The organism is Dapis brunnea BLCC-M229 (genome assembly GCF_050015995.1).
Lineage (GTDB): Bacteria > Cyanobacteriota > Cyanobacteriia > Cyanobacteriales > Microcoleaceae > Trichodesmium.
This window is the reverse complement of record NZ_JBNHEP010000249.1, coordinates 31260-57846: the sequence shown is the minus strand read 5'-3', so window position 1 is coordinate 57846 and position 26587 is coordinate 31260. Positions and strand designations below refer to the sequence as shown.

Annotated in this window: 11 protein-coding genes and 1 pseudogene; 5 read left to right on the top strand and 7 right to left on the bottom strand. The window is 38.4% G+C overall.

The genetic code is table 11. The features are described from left to right. Positions 1 to 262: 262 nt before the first annotated feature. A pseudogene (locus tag ACP6PM_RS28660) lies at positions 263 to 1606 on the bottom strand (RNA-guided endonuclease InsQ/TnpB family protein). Positions 1607 to 2398: 792 nt separating this feature from the next. On the opposite strand from ACP6PM_RS28660, the gene ACP6PM_RS28655 reads away from it, so the two are divergent. Continuing rightward, a complete protein-coding gene (locus tag ACP6PM_RS28655) occupies positions 2399 to 4228 on the top strand; it encodes an efflux RND transporter periplasmic adaptor subunit (protein WP_426590290.1) in 1830 nt (609 codons plus the stop codon). Positions 4229 to 4851: 623 nt separating this feature from the next. Beyond that, complete coding sequence (locus ACP6PM_RS28650; RefSeq protein WP_426590289.1) at positions 4852 to 8241, top strand: efflux RND transporter permease subunit; 3390 nt, start codon at positions 4852 to 4854, stop codon at positions 8239 to 8241. Between the two features lie 252 nt (positions 8242 to 8493). Here the strand turns inward: ACP6PM_RS28650 and ACP6PM_RS28645 are convergent, their stop codons facing one another. The 5 genes from ACP6PM_RS28645 to ACP6PM_RS28625 form a co-directional block, all read right to left on the bottom strand. Beyond that, entirely contained in the window at positions 8494 to 9078 is a 585-nt protein-coding gene (locus ACP6PM_RS28645; RefSeq protein WP_426590288.1) for a Uma2 family endonuclease, read from the bottom strand. Between the two features lie 281 nt (positions 9079 to 9359). Beyond that, positions 9360 to 13982, bottom strand: a complete 4623-nt coding sequence (locus tag ACP6PM_RS28640; RefSeq protein ID WP_426590287.1) for an nSTAND1 domain-containing NTPase — start codon at positions 13980 to 13982, stop codon at positions 9360 to 9362. 329 nt (positions 13983 to 14311) lie between these two features. Then, entirely contained in the window at positions 14312 to 15595 is a 1284-nt protein-coding gene (locus tag ACP6PM_RS28635; RefSeq protein ID WP_426590286.1) for a CHAT domain-containing protein, read from the bottom strand. A 683-nt stretch (positions 15596 to 16278) separates the two neighbouring features. After that, positions 16279 to 19854, bottom strand: coding sequence for a caspase family protein (locus ACP6PM_RS28630; protein WP_426590285.1), 3576 nt, complete (start codon positions 19852 to 19854; stop codon positions 16279 to 16281). Between the two features lie 1257 nt (positions 19855 to 21111). Then, entirely contained in the window at positions 21112 to 21303 is a 192-nt protein-coding gene (locus ACP6PM_RS28625) for a hypothetical protein (RefSeq protein WP_426590284.1), read from the bottom strand. A gap of 615 nt (positions 21304 to 21918) precedes the next feature. Between ACP6PM_RS28625 and gap the strand changes: the two genes are divergently transcribed. The 3 genes from gap (at position 21919) to ACP6PM_RS28610 (ending at position 23802) form a co-directional block, all read left to right on the top strand. Next, complete coding sequence (gap, locus tag ACP6PM_RS28620; protein WP_426590283.1) at positions 21919 to 22944, top strand: type I glyceraldehyde-3-phosphate dehydrogenase; 1026 nt, start codon at positions 21919 to 21921, stop codon at positions 22942 to 22944. A 217-nt stretch (positions 22945 to 23161) separates the two neighbouring features. Further along, entirely contained in the window at positions 23162 to 23542 is a 381-nt protein-coding gene (locus tag ACP6PM_RS28615; RefSeq protein ID WP_293105891.1) for a DUF1823 family protein, read from the top strand. A gap of 110 nt (positions 23543 to 23652) precedes the next feature. After that, the gene (locus ACP6PM_RS28610) at positions 23653 to 23802 is read left to right on the top strand and encodes a hypothetical protein (RefSeq protein WP_426590282.1); all 150 of its coding nucleotides are present in this window, start codon (positions 23653 to 23655) and stop codon (positions 23800 to 23802) included. A gap of 250 nt (positions 23803 to 24052) precedes the next feature. On the opposite strand, the gene ACP6PM_RS28605 is transcribed toward ACP6PM_RS28610, so the two are convergent. Then, the gene (locus ACP6PM_RS28605) at positions 24053 to 26161 is read right to left on the bottom strand and encodes a protein phosphatase 2C domain-containing protein (protein ID WP_426590281.1); all 2109 of its coding nucleotides are present in this window, start codon (positions 26159 to 26161) and stop codon (positions 24053 to 24055) included. Positions 26162 to 26587 lie beyond the last annotated feature (426 nt).

The window sequence follows — 26587 nt, the reverse complement described above, 5'->3', positions numbered from 1 at the left end:
TTTGTAGTAGGACTCTAGCCCAAAGATAATTGAGGGGCTAGAGCAAAACTACGAGCCTGCTCATAAGTGTTTGACTCCAAGCGAGCGCCATTTATGTGATGGTATTGGGAAGTAAGTTTGTTTGTAGTAGGACTCTAGCCCAAAGATAATTGAGGGGCTAGAGCAAAACTACGAGGTTGTGAAAGCGATCGCCATTTATGTGATGGTGTTAGAGAGTAAGTTATCTGCCTTTGTTTGTAGTAGAGCTTTAGCCCTTCAAATATTATTGGTAGTCATCTTTGACATCCTCCCGACGCTGCACTTGCGTGACAGCGCGGGATTCCCTAACATCACTGTTAGGGGCTTTCTGCTGCCTCTTGCAGAGGAGCTGCGCTAACATAGCACCCGCCCTCCGAGATTTACTCCCTATGTGCTTCGCACAGGCTTCGCCAACGGGTCTAAAGGCGCGCTCCACAGACAAGCCAGCGCGGTCTTGGGGGTTTCCCCCATGAGCGACTGGCGCTGACACTGCTAGTCCAGCAGCTAAAATATTGACACTTGCGTTTATATCCCTGTCATGGTGACTCCCACACTTAGGACAATCCCACTCTCTAATATTCAAAGGTAATTTTTCTACTGCATGACCACAATTAGAACAACGCTTGGAACTGGGGAAATATCGGTCAATCTTAATTAATTCCCGTCCATACCAATCAGCTTTGTATTCTAATTGCCTCACTAATTCTCCCCAGTTGGCATCACTTATTGCTCTAGCGTGCTTTGTGGTTCTTGACCATGTTTTTTACTACTAAATCCTCAACTACAATAGTTTGATTTTCTCTAATCAGTTGGGTTGTTAGCTTATGGGTATAGTCAAGCCTGGAGTCTTTGATTTTTGCGTGTATCTTTGCGACTTTCAGCCTAGCTTTGTAATAGTTGTTAGACTTTTTGTCGGGTTTTCTATCTAGGGATTTCTGGGCTAACCTCAGTTTTTTATGTAACTTTTGAATATTTTTTGGGTTAGCAACTTTTTTACCATCACTTGTAGTTAGCAAACTGGTGAGACCTAAGTCAACCCCCACTTGTTTGTTCGTCGGTTTCAGCCTCAAATCTCTGGTATCATTGACTCTCATAGATACAGACCATCTGCCACTTGGCTCAAGCTTGACAGTAATTGTACTAGGTACACAATCTGCTGGCAGTTGTCTACTCCACCTAATAGGTAGTGGTTGTGCACCCGATCGCTAAATAGACTTGACCATCTTTCCACTTAAATGCTGATGAGGTAAACTCAGCACTACCACCCCGCGCGCTTTTTCTTGAAGTTGGGATATTTCGCCCGTCCACTAAAAAAGTTGGTGAAAGCAGTCTGTAGATGTCTTAAACTTTGCTGCAAGGGTACACTACTGACTTCTCTGAGAAAATCTAAATCTTCCTGCTTTTTCCAAGAGGTAAGCATGGCTGAAGTTTGTTTGTAACCGACTCGTTCTTTATTCTCATACCATGCAGTAGTTCTTGCATCTAAAGCTTTGTTGTAAATGAGGCGTACACATCCCAACGTCCTCCTCAGCAGACTTTCCTGCTCCAGAGTTGGGTAAAATCTAAATTTGTACGCTTTTTCGACCATCTACTGATTAATTGTCAACATTTACATCCTAACATACTATGTGTAAACCCGCAAAATTGATTGGTTTTCCAATTGCGTCGCTCCCCTGCGGGAGAGCGCGGGTCTTCAACCAACGTTTTGATAAAGTAGTGATTTTGTCGGCTAAAACATTGACATATCCTACCAATATCACTACATCTTTAGAACTACCCAAATATTTATAGCAGTCGAAGCAAAGGTTAGGACAGATCAAAAGCTGAAAACTCAGACAACGCCAGATTTTTCCTTCTTCCTTCTTCCGTCTTCCTTCTTTCTTCTGCTATATCAAAATAATTGGGTCTAAAACCCCGGCTTTTAAGGCGAAATGTTTTTGGAGGCTTGCTCAAATCCCCTACTTCCCCTCCTGGGAGGGGTTAGGGGTGGGTTGACTTCTGACTTCGTTAACTCTGGGCTAGAGCAAAACTACGAGCTTGTCGTTGCGGACATAGTAAAATTAAATTATACTGGCTACTTAATATTTTTAACTCAACCTATTATTATAAATAAAATAAGCTGAAAAATTGAATAATTTAAGTTTTTTTTTAGACTCTATTAAAAAGATATTTAATCAGATATAAACTTACCTCAAAACTATTTTTTTGCCAGTGTAAATATTCTTAAAATCTAGTTCTGAAAAAGGGGATTGTGTCACTAATTTGATAATTTATATGTTAGCATAAAGCATCCAATATTCAAGACAGAAATAATCCCATATTACTTAAATTCAAGAGCTAGCTAAAACTTAGGAGAAATTCACAAGTGAACTTAAGACCAATGGATAGCGAATTAGTCAAACAAACTAAATATTGGCCCTTGCTATTATCTGCCCTGTTGTTAAGTTCCTGTGGTGGTGCGCCACCCCCACCACCACCCCCACCTACAGCAGTCACAATAGCAAGAGTTGACGAGACTCAAGTTGCAGAAAGTACAGAGTATGTCGCAAATTTAGAAGGAAAAGAAAAAGCAACTATTCAACCAAGAGTCAGCGGACAAGTAAGGCAAGTATTTGTATCATTAGGTAATAGGGTTAAAAAAGGAGACCCCATACTGCAAATAGATCCTTCTCAACAACAAGCAGTTCTTGATAGTAATATTGCTCAGATAGGTTCAGCTAAGGCACAATTAGATAGTGCGGAGGCTCAACTAAGATCCTTGAGAGATGATAAAACGGAACTAATCGCCCAAAGAGAATTAAATTCTGAGCGGGCTAATCTAGAAAATGCTAGAGCCAACCTTCGTCGAGAGCGTCAGGAACTAAATAGATTACTAGCTGAGTCTAGTTCCTTATCAGAAGAAGCTAATTTACAGAATGCTCAAGCAAGTCTGGGGTCACAGCGTCAAGAGCTAAATAGATTAATCGCTGAATCTACGTCCCTATCGGAGCAAGCGCAAGTAGATGATGCCGAAGCAGCTTTACGAGCCCAGAAGGCAGAGAAAGATAGAAGAGAAGCAACTTTAGAATACCAAAAAATTGAACAAGTAAGATTTTCTACACTCTACGAACAAGGAGCAGTTCCCAAGGAAAGGTTCGACCAAGCTACCCGTGACATTAAACAAGCTGAAGCAGAAATAGATAATATAGAGCAAGAAATTGAAGCAGCAGAAGCACGGGTTGAAAGTGCCAGAAAAGATTTACAAAGACGTACAACTACCCTAGATGCTCAAATAGCCTCTCAAAGAGAAGTTATTGAAGCTTCTAAAGCACAGGTCGAAAGTGCTAGAAAAGATTTACAAAGACGTACAACTACTTTAGATGCTCAAATAGCCTCTCAAAGAGAAGTTATTAAAGCTTCTGAAGCACAAGTTGAAAGTGCTAAAAAAGATTTGCAGCGTCGCATTGAAACTTTAGATGCTCAAATAGCTAGTCAAGACGAACTAATTGCATCTCAGGAAAGTCAGGTAGCTCAAGCTCGCAGTCAACTACAACAAGCGCAAGCAAATGCAGTAGCAGAGCAAGTACAGTTACAATATTACGATATTGTTGCTCCTATTAGTGGGGTAGTTGGGAATGTACAACCAAAAGTTGGTGATTATGTAGATACTCAAAGTGAACTAACCACTATTCAAGACAACAATACTTTAGAAGTTAATATTGAGATCCCCATAGATCTACTACCTCGAATTAGACTGGGTACACGAGTTGAGTTGATATCTAGAGACACAGATAAAACAGATAAATTAGTTGGCAGTAGTCGAGTATCTTTCATCTCCCCAGATGCTGGTCAAGGAACTCAAACTATTTTAGTCAAAGCAATATACAATAATGCTGAAAAGAAACTGCAAACTAACCAACAAGTAGGAGCAAGAGTTATCTGGGAAGAAAAGCAAGGATTAACCGTTCCCATTACTGCTGTCAGGCGGATCGGAGATCAAGCTTTTGTGTTTCTCGCAGAAGATAAAATTATGGATGGTGAAAAAAAGTTGATTGCAACTCAGAAACCTGTAAAGTTGGGAATAATTCAAGGTCAAAATCAAGAAGTAACTGAGGGATTAAAGGGCAGTGACAAAATCGTGGTTTCAGGTGTAGTAAAACTCCGAAATGGCGTTCCTATTGCTGATGATTCTGAGTTAGGAAATCCCACTGAGAAGAAAAATGAGAAATAGTCCCCTTAAAAATAGATGGGGAGTTGGGGAGATGGGGAGATGGGGGGATGGGGAGGTGGGGAGATTGAATGTTGAAGTAATTTATAGAATTATAGGGCTTTGTTGCATGAAAGTATCGATAGAACATCCGTTCCGCTTTTCGGTTGTCCCCGACATGAAAGGTGAACCTAGTGGCAGCTATATCACCCTCTTTCTATAGATTGATGTTTTATTCATCTATTGGACAATAGTTAAATCCGTCAAAGCCCTTGCAGGCAAAGCTTTCAGCCTTTTTTATATCAAAGATTGATGTTAATTTCATCTATTGGACAATAGTTGTAGAAGTCTGAAGTACATATGCTTAAGCTTGTGCGGTAGCTATATGCTTTCATACAACAAAGCCGAACTATAGACATATATCATACAACCGGATTCTATATGACAAAGAAATTCAGAACTCAGAAGTTAAATTGCTGCTGTAGTGATAACTAATAACTAATAACTAATATAGCACTACGCATTCAGGTATTTGACATTTCTAAATTATGAAACCCTTTGACAGTTTACTATTCCCTATTCCCTATTCCCTATTCCCTAGCGCGTAGCGCTATAACTGACAACTGATAACTGATAACTAATTCATTATGCTTTTAAGTATTGCTGACAACTTTATCAAACGACCTGTCCTCACGACAGTTTGTACGATTATAATAATATTAGTGGGAACAATCTCAATTCCATTGTTGCCCATTGCTCAATTACCTCAACTTGCTAATACCGAGATTCAAGTAAGTTCAACCTATATTGGAGCTGACGCTCAAACTACAGAAAATACTGTAACTACAATTTTAGAGCGAGAAATTAACGGTGTTGAAGACATGAAATATATGTACTCCAATACCACTAATAGCGGTCAGACGAGTATTAATGTTGTATTCCCTAATGATGTAGACCGCAACACTGCTCAGGTTAACGTTCAAAACCGAGTATCTCAAGCAGAACCCTCCCTACCAGACTCTATCAGACAAACTGGTGTCAAAGTAGAAGCTGCATCCCCTAATATTTTGTTAGTAATTGCCACTTACTCAGAAAAAGATGAAAATGGCAACTTTTACTACAACACTAATTTTATGAGTAACTACATCGACCTAAACGTTTTAGATGAAATCAAACGTATTCCTGGGGTCGGTCAAGCTACAATTTTAGGGGAACGGAAATATGCTATGCGTATTTGGCTTAATCCCCAGAAAATGGCAGCTCGCGAATTAACTGCTCAGGATGTAGTTAATGCGTTGCGAGAACAAAATATTCAAGTAGGAGCAGGAAAAATTGGTCAAAACCCAGCACCACCAGATTTAGTTTATGAAATTCCTCTACAAGCTATTGGGAGGATGAGAAATGCCGAAGAATTTGAAGATTTGGTACTCAAAGTAGGTGAAAATGGTACTTTAGTTAAAGTAAGAGATGTAGGTAGAGCCGAACTTGGAGCAGAAAATTACGATCTTGATGCTACATATAATGGCGACCCAACCACAGGTTTAGCAATCTATCAATTACCAGGCAGTAACGCTCTAGCAACAGCTAAACAAGTCAAAGCCACAATGGCAGCACTCAGCGAGAGTTTTCCACCAGGATTAAAATATGATATTGCCTACGATACAACATTATTTGTGGAAGTATCTCTGCAAGAAGTGGTAATTACCCTGCTCCAAGCAGTAGGTTTAGTTGTTTTGATTATCTTCATTTTCTTGCAAGATTGGCGAGCTACTCTGATTCCAGCGATCGCTATTCCTGTAGCTCTAATTGGGGCAATGGCAGGTTTGAAAATGTTGAATTTTGAAATTAACACCCTAACATTATTTGCTTGTACCTTAGCATCAGGTCTAGTTGTAGATGACGCAATTGTGATTGTGGAGGCAGTTTCCAGTAAAATTGAACAGGGAATGAAAGCACGGCAAGCAGCATTAGATTCGATGGAAGAACTCACGGGAGCAACGCTCGCTACTTCTTTAGTATTAATGGCGGTGTTTATCCCTGTTTCTTTCTTCCCTGGAACAACTGGAGTAATTTACAAACAGTTCGCTCTGACTATTGCTTTTGCTGTTGCCTGTTCAACTTTTAACGCCTTAACTTTCTCCCCTAGTATGGCAGGACTATTACTGCGGCAAAAACAGGAAGCAACAGGTCCGTTAGGCTGGATATTTGATAAGTTTAATCAGGGTTTTGGTTGGCTACAAGACAAGTACGGCAAATTAGTCAGTTTTCTTACCCGCATCAATGTTATTGTCATGGCGATTTTTATCGCAGGTCTAGTCGCAACAGGTTGGATGTACGGTGTAGTTCCCAGTGGGTTTGTTCCCGAAGAAGACCAAGGTTATTTTATTGTAATTTTCCAAGCTCCCGATGGAGTTTCCTTAAATTATACAGCTAATGCAGCAGACAAAATTCAAGAGGAAATTGAAAAATTTGATGAAGTTGAATCTGCTTTTGGTGCTGCGGGATTTGGTTTTGATGGTCTAAACCCCAGTCAGGGTATATTTTTCGTCTTACTTAAGCCTTGGGAAGAACGAACCCTAGCACAACAGTCTGTTTACGGGATAACCAGAAGGTTAAATGGAGCATTGCAAGGAATAAAAGAAGTGAACGCCTTTGCTGTCAACGCCCCACCAGTACCAGGATTAGGTAGCACGGGAGGCTTTGAATTTCAATTGCAAGATCGTAGCGGAGGTTTACCTCTACAAGCATTACTCGAAAATGGTAATCGGTTAATTGGAGCAGCTAATTCCCCAGAATATCCAAGTCTACAAGGTGTTTACAGTCAATTTAGTGCGAATAAACCTCAGAAAAAAATTGAAGTTTTACGCGATCGTGCCAAGGCATTAAATGTTAATGTAAATGATATATTTGCCACCCTGCAAACTTATTTGGGTTCATCTTATGTCAATGACTTTGTATTAGGGCAACGCCAATATCGAGTTTATGCTCAAGCAGAGCCAAAATTTCGAGCGAAACCAGAAGATATAGATCAATTATATGTCCGCTCTCTTGATGGAGAAATGATTTCTCTTGGTAGTTTAGTGAAAATAGAAGATTTTGTCGGACCCGAAATTATTACCCACTACAATATTTTCCGTTCCATGAAAATTCAAGGTGGTCCTGCTCCTGGCTATAGTTCTGGGCAAGCGATCGCTTCTATGGAGGAAGCTTCAGCACAATTGTTAGACCCTGGTTTTGGTTACGCTTGGCAGGGTAGCGCGTTGGAGGAAAAATCCTCTGGTGGTGCAGCACCGGTTATTTTTGGCTTAGGTTTTGTGATGGTATTTTTGGTACTAGCAGCACAATACGAAAGCTATATCGATCCCATGATTATTATGCTCTCAGTGCCACTGGCAGTCTTAGGAGCATTAGTTGCAATTTGGTTCCGAGCAAATATACTGATGGCGGGTAGTGTTTGGCCAGTTGTGACTAATGACGTGTATGCTCAGGTTGCATTGGTGATGTTAATTGGTTTAGCTTCTAAAAACTCAATTTTGATTGTAGAATTTGCTAACCAGTTACGGGATAAAGGATTGAGCATTACAAAAGCAGCAATTACAGCAGCAGAACAGCGTTTTCGACCTATTCAGATGACAGCAATTTCTAGTTTAATTGGTTTTATGCCACTGGTTATTGCTACTGGAGCAGGTTCGAGCAGTCGTTGGTCTCTCGGTACCGCAATATTTGGCGGAATGTTATTTGGTACTTTGTTGAGTTTGTTGATTACTCCTAACCTATATATCGCGGTTAAAAATTTTGAATCTCGATTTTTGAAAGGCGAAAAACCTGAGCAGTCAGATCGGGATAGTTTTTCAGATGATAATGGCGATTATCATTCTAATGGCTTTGAATCTCTTGAAGATCGTATCAGAGACTATCATAATGGGTATACTGTAGCTAATGGTGCATCAGAAAATCAAGCTGATTCTACTACAGAAACTGCTGATTCTAATATTGATGAGGCGCTTAGAAAGACGCCACAAACACCTAAAAGTTAGATTGATATATCTGAATTTTGTAGGGAGGTTGCATGCACCCCCCCTACTCACTATTTTTATTAGATATTTCCGATAATTAAAAATCAAATCAATTATTATCTATAAATTATCAATTACTCCTCCCTGTTCCCTGTTCCCTGCTCCCTCTTTTCTGGAGATGTGTATAGAAGGGCGATCGCTTTTTTCTCATATCGTCAGGTGTCGCTCTTGTTTTCTAGCAAAAAGATAAAACCTCACCTCTCTATTCTTCCTCTACTTCTCTTCCTCTACTTCCTCCAAAACCACATCCTCATAAAGCATCTCAATGGGAAAGCTCAAATCTACAGAAGTTAAAGTTACTTCCTCGCCTTCCCCATAATTATAAAGTTCCCAAACACCATTTTCGTTAAGTCGAAAACACTCCACCGCCATCTCTCGCGCGTCAATTAAAACGTATTCTTTTAAAGTAGAAATGTTGCGATAATTTTTAAACTTTTTGCCCCTGTTAAAAGCTTCGGTTCCTGGAGATAAAACCTCTACGACTAAGCAAGGATGATAAATAACTTTAGTAGCACGTCGGTCTCTTTCATCGCAAGTTACCATCACATCGGGATAATAAAAAGGCCCTTCTTCGGATACTCCCAGTTTGGCATCTGCCATTGATACTTTACACCCTTTACCCCGCAGATGATTTTTTAAAGCCGTCGCCAAATTAAGACTAATGTCGTTATGAGGAATAGTTCCCCCAGTCATGGCAAAAATCTGACCGTTCATATATTCATATTTAATCGGTTGTTTCTCCTCCCAATCAAGGTATTCTTGGGGGGTCATTTGATCTGGTTTGGGAAGTGCTACCATTGTTTGTCTCCTGGTAATTGAGGTTTTGATTTTATTTTAACATATTGGGGAAGGTCGTTCTATCCCTCCTGTTTTCTGGCAGAAAAGCGATCGCTTATGCTACAATAAATAAATACAACTTTCTGTACTCATAAGATTGCTTCTTTCCATTTCGTTCTAGTCGTAATGACAATTATCAGGATTTGATATCAGAGATTACTTTTAACTTTTGACTTAATGCTATTGCATAGCTGGCGATCGCTCTCCTCAAGATTTTTGTTATTCTGGAGATAGTGCTGCATCTATTTGTCGGTGTATTTCCTTAACTTTTGTAGGAATTTTATATAGAAGGTCTTTAAATTATTTTGGCTATTGCATAGCTGGCGATCGCTCTTCTCAAGGTTTCTGTTATTCTTGAGATAGTTCTGCATCCACTGGCAGGTATATTCCCTTAACTCTGGTAACTCTTGCTTAATATTCACATCCCAAAGGAGAACTGTTTTATCATCGCTAGCTGAAGCAATTCTATTACCATCAGGGCTAAAAGCTAATCCGATAACGCGGTCATTATGACCATAAAAAGTTTTCTGTTCTTTACCATTTCTGCCCCATAGTTTAACAGTTTGATCGTGACTTGCTGTAGCAATTTGCTGACCATTAGGACTAAAAGCTACAGCACTAATATACCTCTTATGGCCTTTTAGAACTGCCTGTTCTTTACCATCTCTATCTAATAATTTGACTTGATTTTTGTTAATTCTAACAGCAATTATTTGCTTGTCTGGCTCTTTATCGGGACTGAAAGCTACTCCAAACACCCGTAATTTACTATCATTATCATTATCTAGAAGAGTTCGCTCTAGAGACCCGTTTATGTTCCAAAGTTTTACTGTTCCATCAAGACTCCCTGAAGCAAAAACCTCACCATCTGGACTAAAACTTAGTCCCTGAACCGATTTCTGATGTTTTTCGCTAGTTTCTAGCGAGCTACCGTCTTGCTTCCAAATTTTGATTTTTCCTTTATTATCCCCAGTAACGAAAATTTGGCTGTCAGGGCTAAAGCTTACTGCCAGAACATAATTCTGTTTAAGTTCACCTGGGGGGGGTGGTTTTATGGGTTCGATTTCATTACCGTCTGCTCTGGAAATTCTCACACTTCCATCCCTAGCAGCTGATACAATCAGCTTACTATCAGGAATAAACTTGAAGGTATTAATCCGTCGAGAGTGCCATGGCTCAGTTTTTAGGAATGTACCATCCTTATTCCAAAATGTTACATCACCATATCCTCTTGCCGTGAGAATTGTATTGCCATCATGATTAAAATTTACTCCATAAAGTTGATCGAAACTGTGTTTTAAGATTCTTAAAGAGTCTGTATCTCTAAGCTGCAAGAGTTTGACAGTGCCATCTTCACTAGCTGAGGCTAGGATACTGCCATCGTTACTAAATGCCACTGCACGAACTGCATTATTATGTCCTTTAAAGGTTTTCACTGGCTTATCGTTGTTTGGGTTCCAGACATTCACAGTTTCGTCATTACTCGCTGAAGCAATCATCTGGTTGTCAGGACTGATACTCACATCCCAGACTATACTCTGGTGTCCGCGAAAAGTTTTCCGTAAAGTGCCGTTTTTCCAGAGTTTAACTGTTTTGTCATCACTTACTGAAGCAATTATCTCTCCATCACTGCTGAAATCTAAAGCATTAACTGATTTTTCATGGGCTTTTTTGTTATTATCTTTTAAGGTTTTGTACAATGTACCATCTAGTTTCCAGAGTTTAAGGTTGCCGCTCCAACTTCCTGTAGCGATAGTCTGGCTATCGGGACTCAATCTAACTGTCGTTATCTCTGTTTCATCTGCTTGAAAGGTTTTGCGCAAACTGCCATTGCTGTTGTAGATAGAGACATTTCCTTTATTGTCTCCGGTTACTCGCATCTTGCCATCAGGACTAAAAGCTTGTCTCTTACTGTCAGAGTTATCAACTTGTATCTTGTCCTCAAGGTTAAAATTTAATACGGGCAACAAATACTTTTGTTCTAGTGTTTGGTACAGATCGCTATCTGATTTCTCTAATATAGCTTTAATTTGATCATAACTATACTTTTTCTTTAGTCTTCCATTTGAATGCCAAACAGCTATTTGCTGACTACTTCGATCATTCGTAACAATCATCTTGTCATTGGGAGTAAAATTTACGTTTATAACTTCACCCTCATGTTGTAGTTGGTTAAGTTGTTTGACTCCATAAACTACTTTTAGGAAGTCGTCTTTTATTTTTTCTTTTAATTTTTGATCTGGCTGAAATTTCAAAAGCAAGTCGTCAAATAACTTTCCTGCTCTTAATAAATCTAGCAACGCTTCTAACTCTTGATGTGATTCCCACTTAATTTCTGCAGAACTGATTAAATTATTAACTTGTTCTAGCTTTGTATTTCGTAGACTAATCAAAGATGAAATCGTCAAACTACTTAATCCAACCATAACCGCAATAGCAATACTCCAATTGCGCCGAGTATTAAAGGTTTTGCGCCAGATACTACGCCGTACAAACTCAGTTTCTACCTTGTTAAACCAGTTGTCTTGAGAATTGAGTACCTGTTTGAGCAAATCTAGCCGTGGATCGGCATTCCAGAGGAAACCGAGTGCCTTTGCATGGTGACTCCAATTATTGGCAGAAGTATTCACCTCTCGCTGCAACGGCAGATTAACTTTTAATATTTTTTCTGCTTCAGGATGCTCTTTTCTGCGATTGAAAAATTTATTGATAGGATTCCATGAACTTACTGTTTCAACTGCTTCCTGTTTTTCATCTAACCAGTCTTTAATTTGTTTCCATCCTCTTACCAAAGCATCATGGACTGGTTCCACATATTCTTGACCTTCTGTATCCCTACCTTTGACAAGCAAACGTGCTTCTATAAAGCGAGCAATAACCTGCTTCGCTTGCTGATTTTTTGGTTCTGGATATACCAATTCAGAAGTTAGCACTCTTCGGCGAGCTAGTTCACCACTACGAATAGCTACCATTCGCAGCATCACATCACGAATGGTTGACTCATCAACTTTTTTTTCTTCTTTTAACTTGTTATAAGTCTTGTCAGCACGATTAGTTAGAGAGCGTGTTACCCCACCTACTTTTTGATAATCTGCCTCACTGATAGTACGATCGCTCTTTTCTTTATTTTCTTCTGCATTCAGATATCTTAAATAAAGCTCGCTTAAGGTAAAAGAAAGTAGAGGTAAAGCACCAGGCATTGAAATTACTTCGTCAATCAAAGCATTGACCAATTTAGAAGACTCAAAAAATAATGTTCGTTGTGCAGCAGGTTCTTCTATTATTTGTTGTAACTCTTCCCTATTCATCGGAGTTACTATAAACCTTCCTTTTTGCCAAATCTCTTGCCAAACCTGTTGCCAATTTATCTCTTTATATTTGTGTTCATTCAAATCTCTAAGTTGAGGTTCAAAGTCAGAACGCAATGTCATAACAATTCGCAAAATTTCAGCTATTTCTGGTGCTGCTAAAGCTTCTGCTAACAAACGTAAAAAATTTTCTCTGTCTTCGTCATTCTTGGATAAAGTAATAATTTCTTCACTCTGATCCATAGTCAATAATAACTTACTATTCGGATGATTTTGACTCCATTGATGAATAATTTCAGTTAAAAATTGAACATCTTGATATAACTTATCAATTAATGAATCAAGCTCTAAACCTGTTGTAATTGGCAAGAGCGCCGTTGCTAGAGCAGTAAAAGGTAGTTCTCCTGGTCTCATTGTTTCCAGGATGTACCATGTTTCTGCTTCTTGTTTAATAGCAGGTATTAAACCAGCTTTTACTAAGCTAGATTTACCGGAACCAGAAAGACCCAAAACTACTGTAAGTTGATTGTTTTTTACATTTGCTATCAGACCTTCTTTAGGATCTTCAATCAGCTTTTTTCTACCATAAAATAGCTGACTATCCTTAGCTTCAAATGAAGCTAAACCTTTGTAGGGATTGGTACTTTCATCTAGTTGAAATTCTTCTAGTTTTTCCGGTTTAAAATTAGATAGAGGAAAAATATATTCGCCCTTTAAAAACACATATTCATTGATCTTTGGGTCATATTTTTGAGGTTGAAAAAGCACAGGAGTTTGTCCTTCTGCCACTTTCCGTAATTCGTTTTGCAAATAGGTAAAAAGTTCATGGGTTGTAATTACTTTATCATCAATAATTGCTTCCAGAAATTTGTCCTGCTCTCCATTGGAATTGCCTTTAAGTATTTTTAAAAGAAAATAGGCAAAGGGTGAATGTCCATTCTTATCGCCCCTGTTACCAAAACGAAATGAATCTAATGCTTTCTCATCATAGCCTGCTGAAGTAATAATTTGCTGAGTGCTATGTTTGATAAAGCGGTCATAATTTTGTTTATAAAGTTTGCGGGGACGTGCTGCATTTCTACCCTTGCTAACCCAAGAAATTCTACCAGCAAAACAGCAGTCTAGAATCATTAACAAATGATGACAGTCCAAGTTGGTCAAGGTTTCGTATACTTCTTTCATAGACAACCAAGTTTTATTGTCATTAGCATCTGCATCTTGAGGCATAAAATAACCTGCAGGTTTACCCTCTTCGCTATCTTCTGATTCTTGATCAAACCCGTGACCTGCAAAATAGAATAAGAGGCGATCGCTTTTTTCAATTTGAGTTAATTTTCCTTCTAATTCAATCTTCTTGTTTTGAAGGTTTTCTAGAAGTTGACTAAATTTTTCCTTAGTTGCTCCTTCATCAAATAATCTTAAAACTTGATAATTGTGTTTTTCCTGAAGAACATTAGCTACAGAATTAGCATCAAAGACAGCATTCTTCAGTTTAGGAATATGACTATAGCGATCGATGCCGATGATTATGGCTAGACTTCTGGTAATTTTTGGCATAATAGCAAACCCTTTTTTTTTGGATACTAGACTGACACGCCTAAAAATGTAGGTTGGGTTGTAGCTTGCTTCCGCGTAGCGGTACGGAGTGAAACCCAACAAAAGCTTACTACTGTAGCTTACTAATAGACATCTTCAGAAAAGAGGGAGTAGGGAGTAGGGAGTAGGGAATAGGGAGTAGGGGGAAAGAATTAATAATTTCTGTGGGATAATTGATTTTATTTTTTATTATTGGAGATGTCTAATGTTGGGTTTCGTTCCTCAACCCAACCTACGCCTGGTAATTTTTGGCATAATCTCAACCCTTTTTTTTGATAGCTAAAACTCGATTAATTCATTTCCTTTTTTGCAAAATGTTCCATCAACATAGTCTTGGGAACTTGGTATTTATCCTTCAGTTCTTCCCGTAACCATTCTTCCAGGGGTTGCTGCTTTTCCCCCCAAGAAGATAAATTAAACATCACCGGAATGGGTTTGGTTAAATCCTGCTCAGTTTGTTTGACCAGCTTTTCCGCCAATTGCAACAGGGTAATGGTTTTTCCTGAACCTGGATGGCCTAAAATTAACAGGGTTTTACCCAGCCCCGTTTCCTGCAAGATATCTGTGGTTTGTAATTCTTCAAAGGATTCATCTAACTCCACAGCGTCAATCCCGGAAAAAGGACGCAGCACAGCATCGCCATCAGTTTTCCAGTCAAGATTAATGGCAGTATTCCCATAGAGAGAAGGCTGAAGAAACCCCTTAATCCAGAAGTCCTTGACTTTGTTTAATAAGGTTTTGCGTTGACGATATTCCTGCTGGGTTAAATCTGAACGAACCACCGAAGTTTGACCAAACTCATCCCAACTCTCCCTCGCTTGTTCTCGATAACCTTTGTAATGCTTTTCTGCTTCTAATGCTTCAATCAGTTCCCCGGGAAGTTCAGATTCAGGGAAAGACTCAGGAGCATCATTTTGAGGAGCAGATATAACTTCTTCCCGTATAGGAGTCAACAGTGACTTTGTCTTGATAACTGGTATTCGATGTTCTGGAGTCACAACTTGCTTAGAGGCAAGCTTACGAGGTTTTGACGCTTTACGGGAACGAGAAGTTTGAGAATTAGTAAGCTGAATTTCAATGGCATTGCAACCAAACTCGTAAGCTTTTTCAATTGATTTACCCGATCCTAATGCACGATAAAACCCGGTAGCAAAATAAATTGCTGCATCATCCCGAATCTCTTGATTCATACCAACCACATAATTAATATGTTCAACGATCGCATTAGCTTGAACTTCGCTATAACAAGCATTGAACACAACACACTCAATCTCCTGTTCAAAAAGCTTAAACAGATTAGATAGAGCTTCTGTACTCACTATCCGCTCATAGCCAGCTTGATTTTGTAGCAGCAAACCTTCTTCTCCAGTTCCATGTCCGCAAAAATGAACAATTTGTGGTTCGCTTTCTAGTAATAATTCTTGCAATTCGTCTAGCTGTACCTCTAGCTGAATATCTATCTCGAATTCCGACCTGTTTTTGGCGCGTTTAATCACGTTCTGCAAGTCTTTGATTTCTCTATTCAAATTGAGGTCATTCCTCGGATTTGAGCTTAAAATTAGAATTTTTTTCATCGAACTTATTGACTGTAAGTTACTTTTTTCACAAGTAGGAAAGTCCAGTAGGGTGCGTTAGAGAAGCGTAATATCAAATCCGGTAGCATCGGTGTTATTCAGTATTAAAGATCCGAGTCTATATTGTAGGGGCGAATGGCCATTCGCCCTTACGCATTGTATAATGATTGACGGAATTATATTACTCCGAAGCCAACGGATTTGATATAACGCACCGACAAAGTTAGGGCGTAGGTTGGGTTGAGTCTAGTAGTAGACTGACACACCTTAAATGGTGCATTAGCTTTTCGAGCTAAATTCTTGCTATAGATAGATTACAGCATTTTCCTAAAGCAACATTTAAGATGAAACACTCCACTACTGGACCGACACAGCTAATTTAGTGCAAAATTGTAGGGTGCGTTAGACGGCTTAAATTCAGACTATGAAAGGGATTCAGCAATCCGTCGTAACGCACCATTTTAGATGTGTCAGTCCACTACTGGTGTGTCTACTGGTGTGTCAAGACTAAAATTGTGGGTTAGCAGCGAGCAACCTAGAAGACCTCTCCCCCAACCCCTCTCCTCGCAGGAGAGGGGTGAGTTCCCCCCTTCCCTTGCAGGGAAGGGGGTTGGGGGGTTAGGTATCTTAAACCACATTTTCAAGCTTGACGCGACACTACTGGACTACTGAATTATTAATTATTAACTACTTAAAGCATCTACCAATGCTTTTAACCCTGCTTCTGAAGTAAAGTAGGTCAAATGATCGCAAGCAACATCCGGTAATATCCTTGGTTGAGGCGAGCGATCGCTACTTACTTTTTTAATATTTGCTAGATGCACCGCAATATCATTAGGTTCTGCCCCAAAAACCAAACCATCAAGAAATGCGTTGGTAACTGCATTATCAAAAAGTTTTGCCTTGAATTTTTCTAGGAAACTAGATTGTTTTTTCGATGTTGGCATCGATCGGTCTCCAGAAATAATACTATAGCGAACGTGAGGGTCTGGATTTTCAGCAAGTTTCGTGATAAACTCTGAATCAGGTTGCATTTGATCTAGAGAATTATCATTTGCTTCTATAAACTGTAAAGATTTAGCGCCCATATCCGCTACAACTTTTGCAGGCCATGCCATTGTAGGAATTTTATTCAAACCAAAATTTAACATCACAAATGCTAGTTCCTGAACTTGTGGCCAAGGAGAACCTCCATTAGGAGTACCCAACATCACTAAATGTTGAACAACTTCATTTCCTCCTTCTTGTTCGATAAACCAGCGAGAGACTAATCCTCCCATGGAGTGAGCAACAATATGTAATTCTTTGCCATGATTTGCTCCTAAACCTACAGTTTCTAATCGTTTTTTGAGCAACCGCGCATTTTCTTCAATAGTTGTCTGGAGATTTTCGTAGTCGAAAGTTAAAACCAAGTCATAAAGCTCCCGTAGAGGACGTTGTTCGCCATTGATTTCTACTTTTGCCCTTTGAACGCTACCAACCATAGTTTCGGTATCGCCAATAATACCATGAATGTAGAGAATTATTTTCTGAGCAGAGTCAACTTGTTTTTTGACTTCTTCTATATTTTTCTCATAAATTACCTTTTCCCGATTATTTTCTTGCTTCACCTCCGCTGATGCTAAAATCGGATATTCATAGGAAGTTCCTAATTTTTGACTCTTGAGTTTTTTGAAGAAAATTTTAATTGAACCATCTAAACTACGACTACTTGTAGTTGGTTTAGGTAAACGTTCCAAGGTAATTTCTGTTTGCTCTCCCTTCTTTGCACCGTTACCAAGAGGTAAGAAAAATTCACCATCGTGACTAATAGGTAAAATGTACTCATCCTCTTCTAAAGATTGGTCAACCAGTAGCTTTAAAGGTGCATCTTTAGTAACCAAGTTAACATCATTAACATTAAATAATTCCACAGCAGCTAATCCTGGATCACTATTACGACTGGTGGTAAATTGAAACGATTCAATTGCTCCTGGTTCTTCTCTAAGTAGGGGTGGTGTTGCCACATTACCCACAGATCGTGTGGTTTGGGAAACAGTAGTGAGAGTTACTTTTGCTTGCAAACTTGGATGGAATTGGACTTCAACTAAACCATTCATTAGTTTGGCGTTGCGATCCGATTGTAGTTGTTCCGCATCTCTAGGTTTAACAACGGTAACTGTTACTTCTTTAGTAATCCAATCATCAATTTTTTTCCGAGACTTAGCTGCACCACGGGTAGAAACTTGCTGCATTAAACTCTCAAGAGTTCCTTCTGGCAGTGCTCTCGTAGGTTGAGGAGGTTCTAACCCCTCTTGCTGTAGTAGATCGGCATTAAAGTCTGTCTTACTCACAATCAGTTTTAAGACATCTTTGATCTCAGTTATACCATTTTCGAGAAAATCTTCTTGAATCGCCACAAACACAAAACTTTCAAAACTATTGCTCTCGCCTGAATTCGCTCCTGAAACTGCTATTGTACTCGATTCATACTCCTCGGGGTTTTCGGGATATGGATAGAAATGTATACGCGGTTCTATCGAATAATCACTTGAAAGTAACAGAACAGCACAATATAATTTTTGGTTGCTATGATTTGTGAGCTTAAGTTTGATAACAGGACGTTTCCATTCTCCATTTTCATACTTATACTCTAGATAATATTCAGAACCCGTTGACAAAGATTTGTCTGAATCTGAGGCGACTGTAATCTCCCCTTCCTCATCCTCATATCCATACTTAATAATTTCCATCTCCACATCAGTAGGTTTAATACTACTCTTAGCACTTTTTAAGTTAAGAATATTAGTCCAACGAGCGATCGCTTCCAAAGCTTCAATTGCTTCTGTGGCAGCATTTTTACTATAACCTGGTTTTTTAGGAATGGGAGCAACCACAGGAGTTTTACCTTGAGTAATCAAGTATTGTCCTTTATCCACTAGCAGAGTACAATTAGCTTCTGTAGAATCTTCAACCTGTTCAACATATAGAGATTTTTGACCGGAATTAATTTCTTCTAGAGCTTGCTTTACTAAATTGATACCCTCTTCTTCTGTCAAATTCCCTTCAATGTAAACCTTTAATTTTTCTATAGGCAAACTGGTAATAACTGCCCAATAACTTTGATTTTCATCCAAATTTCCTTGAGTTGGAGTAATTTCTACCTTGCTTTTTGCGGTCAAGACTTTAGTAACTTTAGCCTCTCCAACAGCTTTTGATATTTCCTTTAGATCGTCAGGAGTGCTTCCTACAGGAAATATAGCTAATAAAGTAGTTTCCTTAGCAGACTTAGATGTTTTAGGAATGCCCTGTAATGCTCCACCATCAATCTCCCAACTCTTCTCTTTAGGCTTTGTGTTGTAGGTTAAAGTAAAGTAAAAAGGACGTTCCGGAATTGCATCCCCTAAAAACGATTCTTTTAAGTCTTCTGGGTTAGTTGCCTCAAGTTGAGGATCTTGATCTTGAACTTTCCCCTTAACCAAAGCTGCTACATTTCTTGCTAAATCAGAGTAAGATAAACGACCATTAGTTTGTTGTAAACTTTGCAGGAGAGAGTAAGAAAAAACGCCTCTAGGTTCGCCATCATCTCCTTTATATTCCTTTGAATATTGGTAGTCTCGACAAGCTGCCAAGAGAATATGCTTTCCTCGTGGCAAATCTAACCCTGTCTTTTTCTTATCAACTTCTGATGAAGTCAATAGCAAATTCTTAAACTTTTCGTCCTGAGCAAAAATAAAACTAGATAAAGGGCGATCTCTCGTATCTTCTGGAGCTAGACGTGTACCTAGAACACTTGGATCAATACTTCGAGTTCCTGCACCTGCATGACAGCAATCAAAAATCACAATAACACGAGGCTCTTTTTCTGCTACTTTAGCTAGTAAATACTTGAGTTCTTTATCCGCTAAATCATAACCTCCTGGACTACGACTATCGTAGCAAACTAAAGTTTCATTTAAGTTATCTGGGTCTAGATGTAATAATTCTTCTGGGGTCTTTTGTTGCCCCCCATGTCCTGAATAGTAGAATAGGACTATATCGTTGGTTCCTGCTTGGCAAAGGTACTCCTGAAAACCATCAATGATTCCTTGACGAGTAGCTTGTTCGTTAGTCAGAATTCTCGGTTCAAATAATTCCCATTCTCCTGCTATTTGGTCTTTAAGATATGCTTCTATAGCCTTAATATCATTCTCACAACCTTTTAATGTAGGTACTTCTGAATCTGGCGCATATTGATCGATACCTACTAGCAAAGCATAAATCTTTTTATTGGAATTCATCTCAGTTCCTCTGTCTGTTTTTTTAAGTTAATTAATAATTTCAGCCGTTGACATTCTCCCGACGCTGCTCTGACAAGACAGTGCAGTATTCCTAAACCTCACGACGTGAGGTCTGTTAACTCATTAATGTTTGTGATAAGTTCATTTTATCCTAAGTCGAGAACAAAAACTTATCAAAATTTAGAGGAAAAGGACTTCATAGAAAATGGCATAAACATTAGTGATACCAAATCCAGTTTATCTAGACCACAAATAAGTCAACTATAATCTATATCTATCAAGTTTTTCTCAACATAAAATATGTGGTCTATAGTAATCGGATCTGGTACGAAAATCTATAAACTAGGCAAACTTACTCAGACAAATATTGAAAGCTTATTCAGAGAATTTTGTAGGTAGATAGACCACAAAGTCAAAACCACAACTATTGTAGAGACATTCTCTGAAACGTCCCTACTGTGGTCTACTCAACAAAGAAGCGTTGTCATTTAAGTTATCAGTACCGACCGCTGTATTGGGAAACTAGGAAAATCAGAAATTTTCTTCCAGTTACAAAATCCTAAAAGCCTTACTAACCAATAATTTTGACTTTTGACTTTTGACTTTCGCGTAGCAGCACTAGAATCGAATCTGCTTTATAAAACCGATATAAAACGCCATAACAAGTGACATTTTAATGTTTACTTCATGCTTCTCCTGAGGCCGTCGGCGGTTACTCATCCACAGGCATTGACGGTCAAGCCAACCGCATCTGTTCAGTCTATACTTACATTTAAGTCTTTGTCAATAGACATTACTATTCATTTGGTTCTCCAACCCTAACTGGGCTTTGGATAGTAGCTAGCAGGATTTTTAGAGAGGTCTAATACTATAGACTGCCAGAAATGTTACTTGCAGCGATTAGTGCAGAAGATACAAATTTCACCCTCATTACAAATGTGTGAAGAGAACTACCGTATTATATCGCTTACACACATAAATTGTTAACTAAGTCGAAACTCTCAGACAAAACTTCAAGATATTAGAAGCAGGAACACTTTGACAAATTAGGAAGAAATAGAACGAAAACTTAATATAGCTTATAACTTGGTCACTGTGAGATAGCTACCATATGCTTACCAATTGATAGGATATTAAAAACTTAGTTAAATTGTAGATATTACCCTGTTAGAAAAGAAGATATTAGGGAAATTTTTTAACAAGTATCAAATACAGTAACCAAAATACTCACTCCTGATTCCTAATGGTTTGAGGGATCTAGTGAACAGAAAAGCTATGGAAACCAAAATCTTCATGCTGATTACCTTGAAGGATATAACCTGTCCCTAATTGGTTTATCTTACCATCACTGACAGTTTTTCTAGGCTTCAAGTTAATTAGAATTGCATTGTCAGGAACTAAACCCTCTATTCCTAAACCCAAAACTGTTGGTATAGTAATCTTTTTCATTTCTATATCCTTTAATTCCTATTGCTTAATCATTAATAGTATGGCTTATTATTTGAGTAAATGACAACTTTTTTTATATATTTATTAAATATTTAAGCATAATGTTTTATCAGTATATTCATCTAAAATAGTCTCAAAAAATCAGGGGAATTACTGATGATAATTAGATAGTTTCAGATAATTAAAATTCAGAAAAATTACGGATTTTCAAAAAGCATATCTGACAAGATGAAAGAAATAGTTGGTTCCCATAAACAATCAGACTAAAATTACTGTACATTTACGGAGTAGTTTTCACTGATTTCAGTTTTACCAGGAGTAAATATTCTCTGTCAAAATTATTTGTAGGTTGGGTTAAGTTAGAGCGCAACCCAACATAAACCTATATCTAGATATCTGTTAGATTTTGCCTGTTTGTTGCCCGTTCCCTCATTCCGAAATATTTTCTCCATAACCTAAATATAGTTGCTAGGTGTCCCATAATGCCTCCGTCATCTGGCCTAAAGATTCTTAAGATATGGAAAAGAATAATTTAGACCAATTGTCCTTGTGATAATTTCTAATCGGTAAGTCCTAATACTTATAGAAACTTTTAGCTATATAGGAGTTGTATCCATGCCTTTAAAAGTAGCCATCAATGGATTTGGCCGTATTGGACGTCTAGTATTTCGTGCTGGACTAAACTACCCGGACTTAATCGAGTTTGTGGGAATTAACGACTTAGTACCACCACAAAACCTAGCTTATTTATTGAAATATGATTCAACTCACGGACGTTTCCAAGGGGAAGTAACCGCCTCTGATGATGGCATAACAATTAACGGAAAGTTGATTCCCTGCGTGTCAGTTAGAAACCCTGCTGAATTGCCCTGGAAAGAAAAAGGTGCAGATTATGTGGTTGAATCTACAGGATTATTTACCACTTTTGATGGTGCTTCAAATCATTTGACAGCAGGTGCAAAGCGGGTAATTATTTCAGCTCCTACTAAAGATCCTGACAAAGTAAAAACTTTGCTTATGGGTGTGAATCACGATTTGTTCGATCCTGCTCAAGATACAATTGTTTCTAATGCTAGCTGTACTACTAACTGTTTAGCTCCTATTGCCAAAGTTATTGACGATAATTTTGGTTTGAGTGAAGGTCTAATGACAACTGTTCATGCTATGACTGCTACTCAACCAACTGTAGACGGTCCGAGTAAAAAAGATTTTCGGGGTGGACGTGGTGCAGCTCAAAATATTATTCCTGCTGCTACTGGTGCTGCAAAAGCAGTGACTCTAGTTTTGCCACACTTAAAAGGAAAACTAACTGGTATGGCATTCCGAGTGCCTACTCCAGATGTTTCTGTGGTCGATCTGACTTTCAAAACGGAGAAGTCAACTAGCTACAAGGATATTTGTGCCGCAATGAAAACTGCTGCTGAGGGTCCAATGAAAGGTATTCTTGGTTATACTGAAGATCCTGTAGTTTCTACTGATTTTACGAGTGATCCTCACTCTAGTATTTTTGATGCAGGTGCAGGAATTGAACTTAATTCTAATTTCTTTAAAGTTGTTTCTTGGTATGATAATGAGTGGGGTTATTCAAATCGAGTCCTAGATTTAATGTTATCAATGGCAAAAAAAGAAGGTATCTCTTAACTAATAACTAACAACTGAAAAATTAAGTTATCAGGACTTACCCAGAAACCGGGTTTATCAATGAAAATTCCTGTATGATCGACCAATAATCAGTGGTTAAAACTCGGTTTATTAATGGGAATATGTCTGTCTTAGTTATATGAGAGGCAGTCTCTCTCTGCCTCTACATACTCTCAACACAGAATCATCTAAATTAAGTTTTAAGGAATCAGGTTTTATGTCTGAACTACCATCCCTAAACACAGAAACTATTCAGGCAATTATTGATGAAAAGATTGATGATAATACCGTTAATCAATTAGTTTGGTATTATCTTGGTTATCGCTATGATGATACTACTGGTAAATGGGATATTTCCAGGGTAGCACCAGAGTGGCGAGAGGAATATCCAGAACCTCCGAATTTTATTGAATTTCGTCCACCCACTGTGAAGTTAACTCGGTCTATTCCTAAAGAAAATAAACAATTATTGAAACAAAAATTGGGTTTCAAAGGTTATAAAATTGGTGAGTTTACTCCCGTTCAAGCTCGTCGTGCTACTATGGCTAATTGGCTTTTAAGTTATATGGAAATTGCTCACAAATCTGGCACAAATTAATATTTATTTGTTGAATTTGACTAATATATTACCGAAAAATTCAGGTATAAAGCCTCTATTTTCAAGGATAAAAAGCGGTCGTTTGCGTTTGCGTTTCGGCTGTCGCCGACATGAGAAGCGTTAGCGTTAGCGTTAGCGAAGCTCCTCTGCAAGAGGCAGCTCCTCTACAAGAGGCAGATCCTCTGAAAGAGGCAGCATTCCGCAGGAAAGGAGGCAAGAGGCAGCATGACCTAGGATGGGATGCCAAGGTCTCCCTCTGAATGCAGAGCCGCTCCGAAGTCCGCCATATCCAATCTCCCCTTGAGAGACTGTTTGTAAAATTTTGTAAAGGAAAGCAATCGCCCTTTAAACTTTAAAAACTTGCTTATTTATCCGGTGATTTTGCAGTCTGGAATAACCAATTTGCGAGGGCTACCAACACTTCATAATTCTTTACAAACAACCTCTGAGAAGAAAAAAAATTCCTTTTAGCCAATCCTATCTGTTATAAGAAGAGGTAATAATTAATTATTAATTATTGAAACACCCATCTAGTTGTTCTGGATTTACATCAAAGAGATTGATTATATCCATACTACTATCTATTTTGACTTGTTGAATCCAACCTATATCTTTTGGTTGTAAGTAATATATAAATTCTGGATCGATACTCGATGATTTTGTAGTTGAGCATACCTCTAATTCTAACCAAATTTCTTCAGAAAGATACATTTTTCTGATTACTTTGAGAATACTACCATTAGCAACTATACCTTTCACAGTATTATCTCTGGTGCTAGTTAGTAATTCAATGGGTTCGTTTAATGTTTCAGTTGGAGAGTCGCTACCACTAATCAATATGAATGAACCTACATCCAAGGATAAGGTCGGAGAAAATGTAGGAGTTGTTGATAAGCTAGGTTTTTCTATCTTTTTATCCATCTGATTATCGGAATTATTGTTTGTTGGTTCTGTAATTTCAATTAATTCAGTTGCTATAGGATTTAAAAAATATGCTAATATTCCCCCTAATCCCAGAAGTATAAAAATTCCTAACAGGTAAAACCACCCACTTTTATGTTCTAAGTCAAACATGGAAGTTTGAGATTTATACTCAACAAATGGTTTTTCTAAGTGTGCAGACTTAACGTCTATAGGTGGGAGAGATAATTCTGTCATCTGACTTTTAGATGTTACTTGATAATACACTAAGGCTACTGTCACATTATCATGCCCATTTTTGGTATTAGCAATTTCTATTAATCTATCTCTAACTGTAGCTAGATCAATTTTTCCTTCTAGCAATGGCAATATTTCTGTTTGCCAATATTCTTCTACTCGATCTTTATCACTTAAACCATCGGAACAAATCAAGAAAATACTATCCTCATCTATCAGAAAACGTTGTACTGTTGGATGTAGAGCTATTGAGGTAGTAATACCCAAAGCTTGTACTAGGGCACCTGATGCGACTTGTTTTATGGCATCCTTATATAGAGAATAACCTAATCTGACTTGACGACTAGCGACATCATCATCTACAGTAACTTGATAGCATCTGCTAGGAGTAATCCAGTAAGCACGGCTATCTCCTATATGAGTGATGTATAATTCGTGCAGATGGGCAAGTGCCATCACTAGCGTGGTTCCCATTCGTTGACGATCGTGGCGTTCCTCGCGATCATTACGATCGCAAATAGCATCATTAGCCGCACAAGCAGATTCTTCTAACTTTGTAGTTATAGTTAGAGGCTCGCCATTTTCCGGAATCTTTTGCAGTTCTTGGCACAGAACTTTGATTGCTAACTGGGAGGCTTCTTCACCCCCATCTTGACCACCAATGCCATCACAAACAATAGCTACTGTCTTATAACTAGGTGGATAGCTAATCACAGTTTTACTAGGTGGGTAACAAGCATCTTCATTGTGAGAACGGTTTGGTCCGGTATCTGTAGCGGTGGTAATGTGAATGCTCCGAACTTGCGATCGCCCCAATACTTCTAAAGCTTTATCTAGTTGTGTTATTAATAGATCGGCATTTTGTACTTTGCCTGCTATCATTTGCTGAGACAGTTGTTTCAAAAATTTGGCTACTGCTGGGTTAGCATTACTCGCCCATTTCTGCCATAATCGACCTAAGTGCTGCAATGTCACAGATTTTTCATCTGGCTGTAGTTCTACTAAACGTACTAATTGCCCTTCTACCCGCAGATTTTCTGGATTTAGTAAACTAGAACCTACTTTTTGCACATTTAACGGTTGCCAAAGTTGGGCTATTTGCCACAACCAGTTTAGCTGTCGCATGGGTGTAGCATCTTTCCATGCTGTAGCTATTTCTGGCATTAAGCTAGCTGTCCCTGGAGTTATTGGCCCTCCTTCTAACAACCAAATTTCTTTAGTCCCTTTGTTCTCTGGTACTGATATCAGTCCAAAAACTTGAGGAATATGAAGTCTATAGGGAAATAATTTCAAATAAGGTTCTATTCCACCCGGAATTTCTTCGGGCATCTCGGGCATTTTTTCTGGTTGAGTATCTAGTAATATCTTACCATGCTCAACTTGATAGCGATCTGCTATTATTTCTCCTGGCCGATAGGTTTTGATCCCTTCACCTATAGCCCACAGGTAGTGTTTTGGCATAGTGTTTTGCATCAGGGGGCCTCACCGCTTTCGGCCTTTTTTTTGATTGGTTAGATTTCTATTGATTATTTATGCTGATTGGATTAGGTCTTTGTGCCTTAGTTCTCGGCATAATTCCAATATCTCAAAAAGCCAATTCCTATTTGGTAGTTTTTGACCTTAAATTATTATACCCTTATTATAAATAGATTTGATACAATTAATACAGTTAAGATTTCCTAAAAATTTTGTCAGTAAAGCTATAAATATTCTCTGAGTCATATCTCTAAGTCATAAATTGTAGTGTGTTGGTTCCAGCATATATTTTTCCAGTCTTATCTCAAGGTTGGTTGAAGACCCACGATATCCATCTCCCCTTTAAAAGCTATGCTTTATAAACATCTTTACTTGACAAAATAGACAAGTTATGTATAGGTTTTTAATACA

Excerpts from the sequence above, each read along its gene's own strand:
- ACP6PM_RS28645 (WP_426590288.1), bottom strand. The coding sequence starts at position 9,078 with ATGGTAGCACTTCCCAAACCAGATCAAATGACCCCCCAAGAATACCTT.
- ACP6PM_RS28625 (WP_426590284.1), bottom strand. The coding sequence starts at position 21,303 with ATGAAAAAGATTACTATACCAACAGTTTTGGGTTTAGGAATAGAGGGT.
- ACP6PM_RS28615 (WP_293105891.1), top strand. The coding sequence starts at position 23,162 with ATGTCTGAACTACCATCCCTAAACACAGAAACTATTCAGGCAATTATT.
- ACP6PM_RS28640 (WP_426590287.1), bottom strand. The coding sequence starts at position 13,982 with ATGCCAAAAATTACCAGAAGTCTAGCCATAATCATCGGCATCGATCGC.
- ACP6PM_RS28610 (WP_426590282.1), top strand. The coding sequence starts at position 23,653 with ATGAGAAGCGTTAGCGTTAGCGTTAGCGAAGCTCCTCTGCAAGAGGCA.
- ACP6PM_RS28630 (WP_426590285.1), bottom strand. The coding sequence starts at position 19,854 with ATGAATTCCAATAAAAAGATTTATGCTTTGCTAGTAGGTATCGATCAA.
- ACP6PM_RS28635 (WP_426590286.1), bottom strand. The coding sequence starts at position 15,595 with ATGAAAAAAATTCTAATTTTAAGCTCAAATCCGAGGAATGACCTCAAT.
- ACP6PM_RS28650 (WP_426590289.1), top strand. The coding sequence starts at position 4,852 with ATGCTTTTAAGTATTGCTGACAACTTTATCAAACGACCTGTCCTCACG.
- gap (WP_426590283.1), top strand. The coding sequence starts at position 21,919 with ATGCCTTTAAAAGTAGCCATCAATGGATTTGGCCGTATTGGACGTCTA.
- ACP6PM_RS28605 (WP_426590281.1), bottom strand. The coding sequence starts at position 26,161 with ATGCCAAAACACTACCTGTGGGCTATAGGTGAAGGGATCAAAACCTAT.
- ACP6PM_RS28655 (WP_426590290.1), top strand. The coding sequence starts at position 2,399 with ATGGATAGCGAATTAGTCAAACAAACTAAATATTGGCCCTTGCTATTA.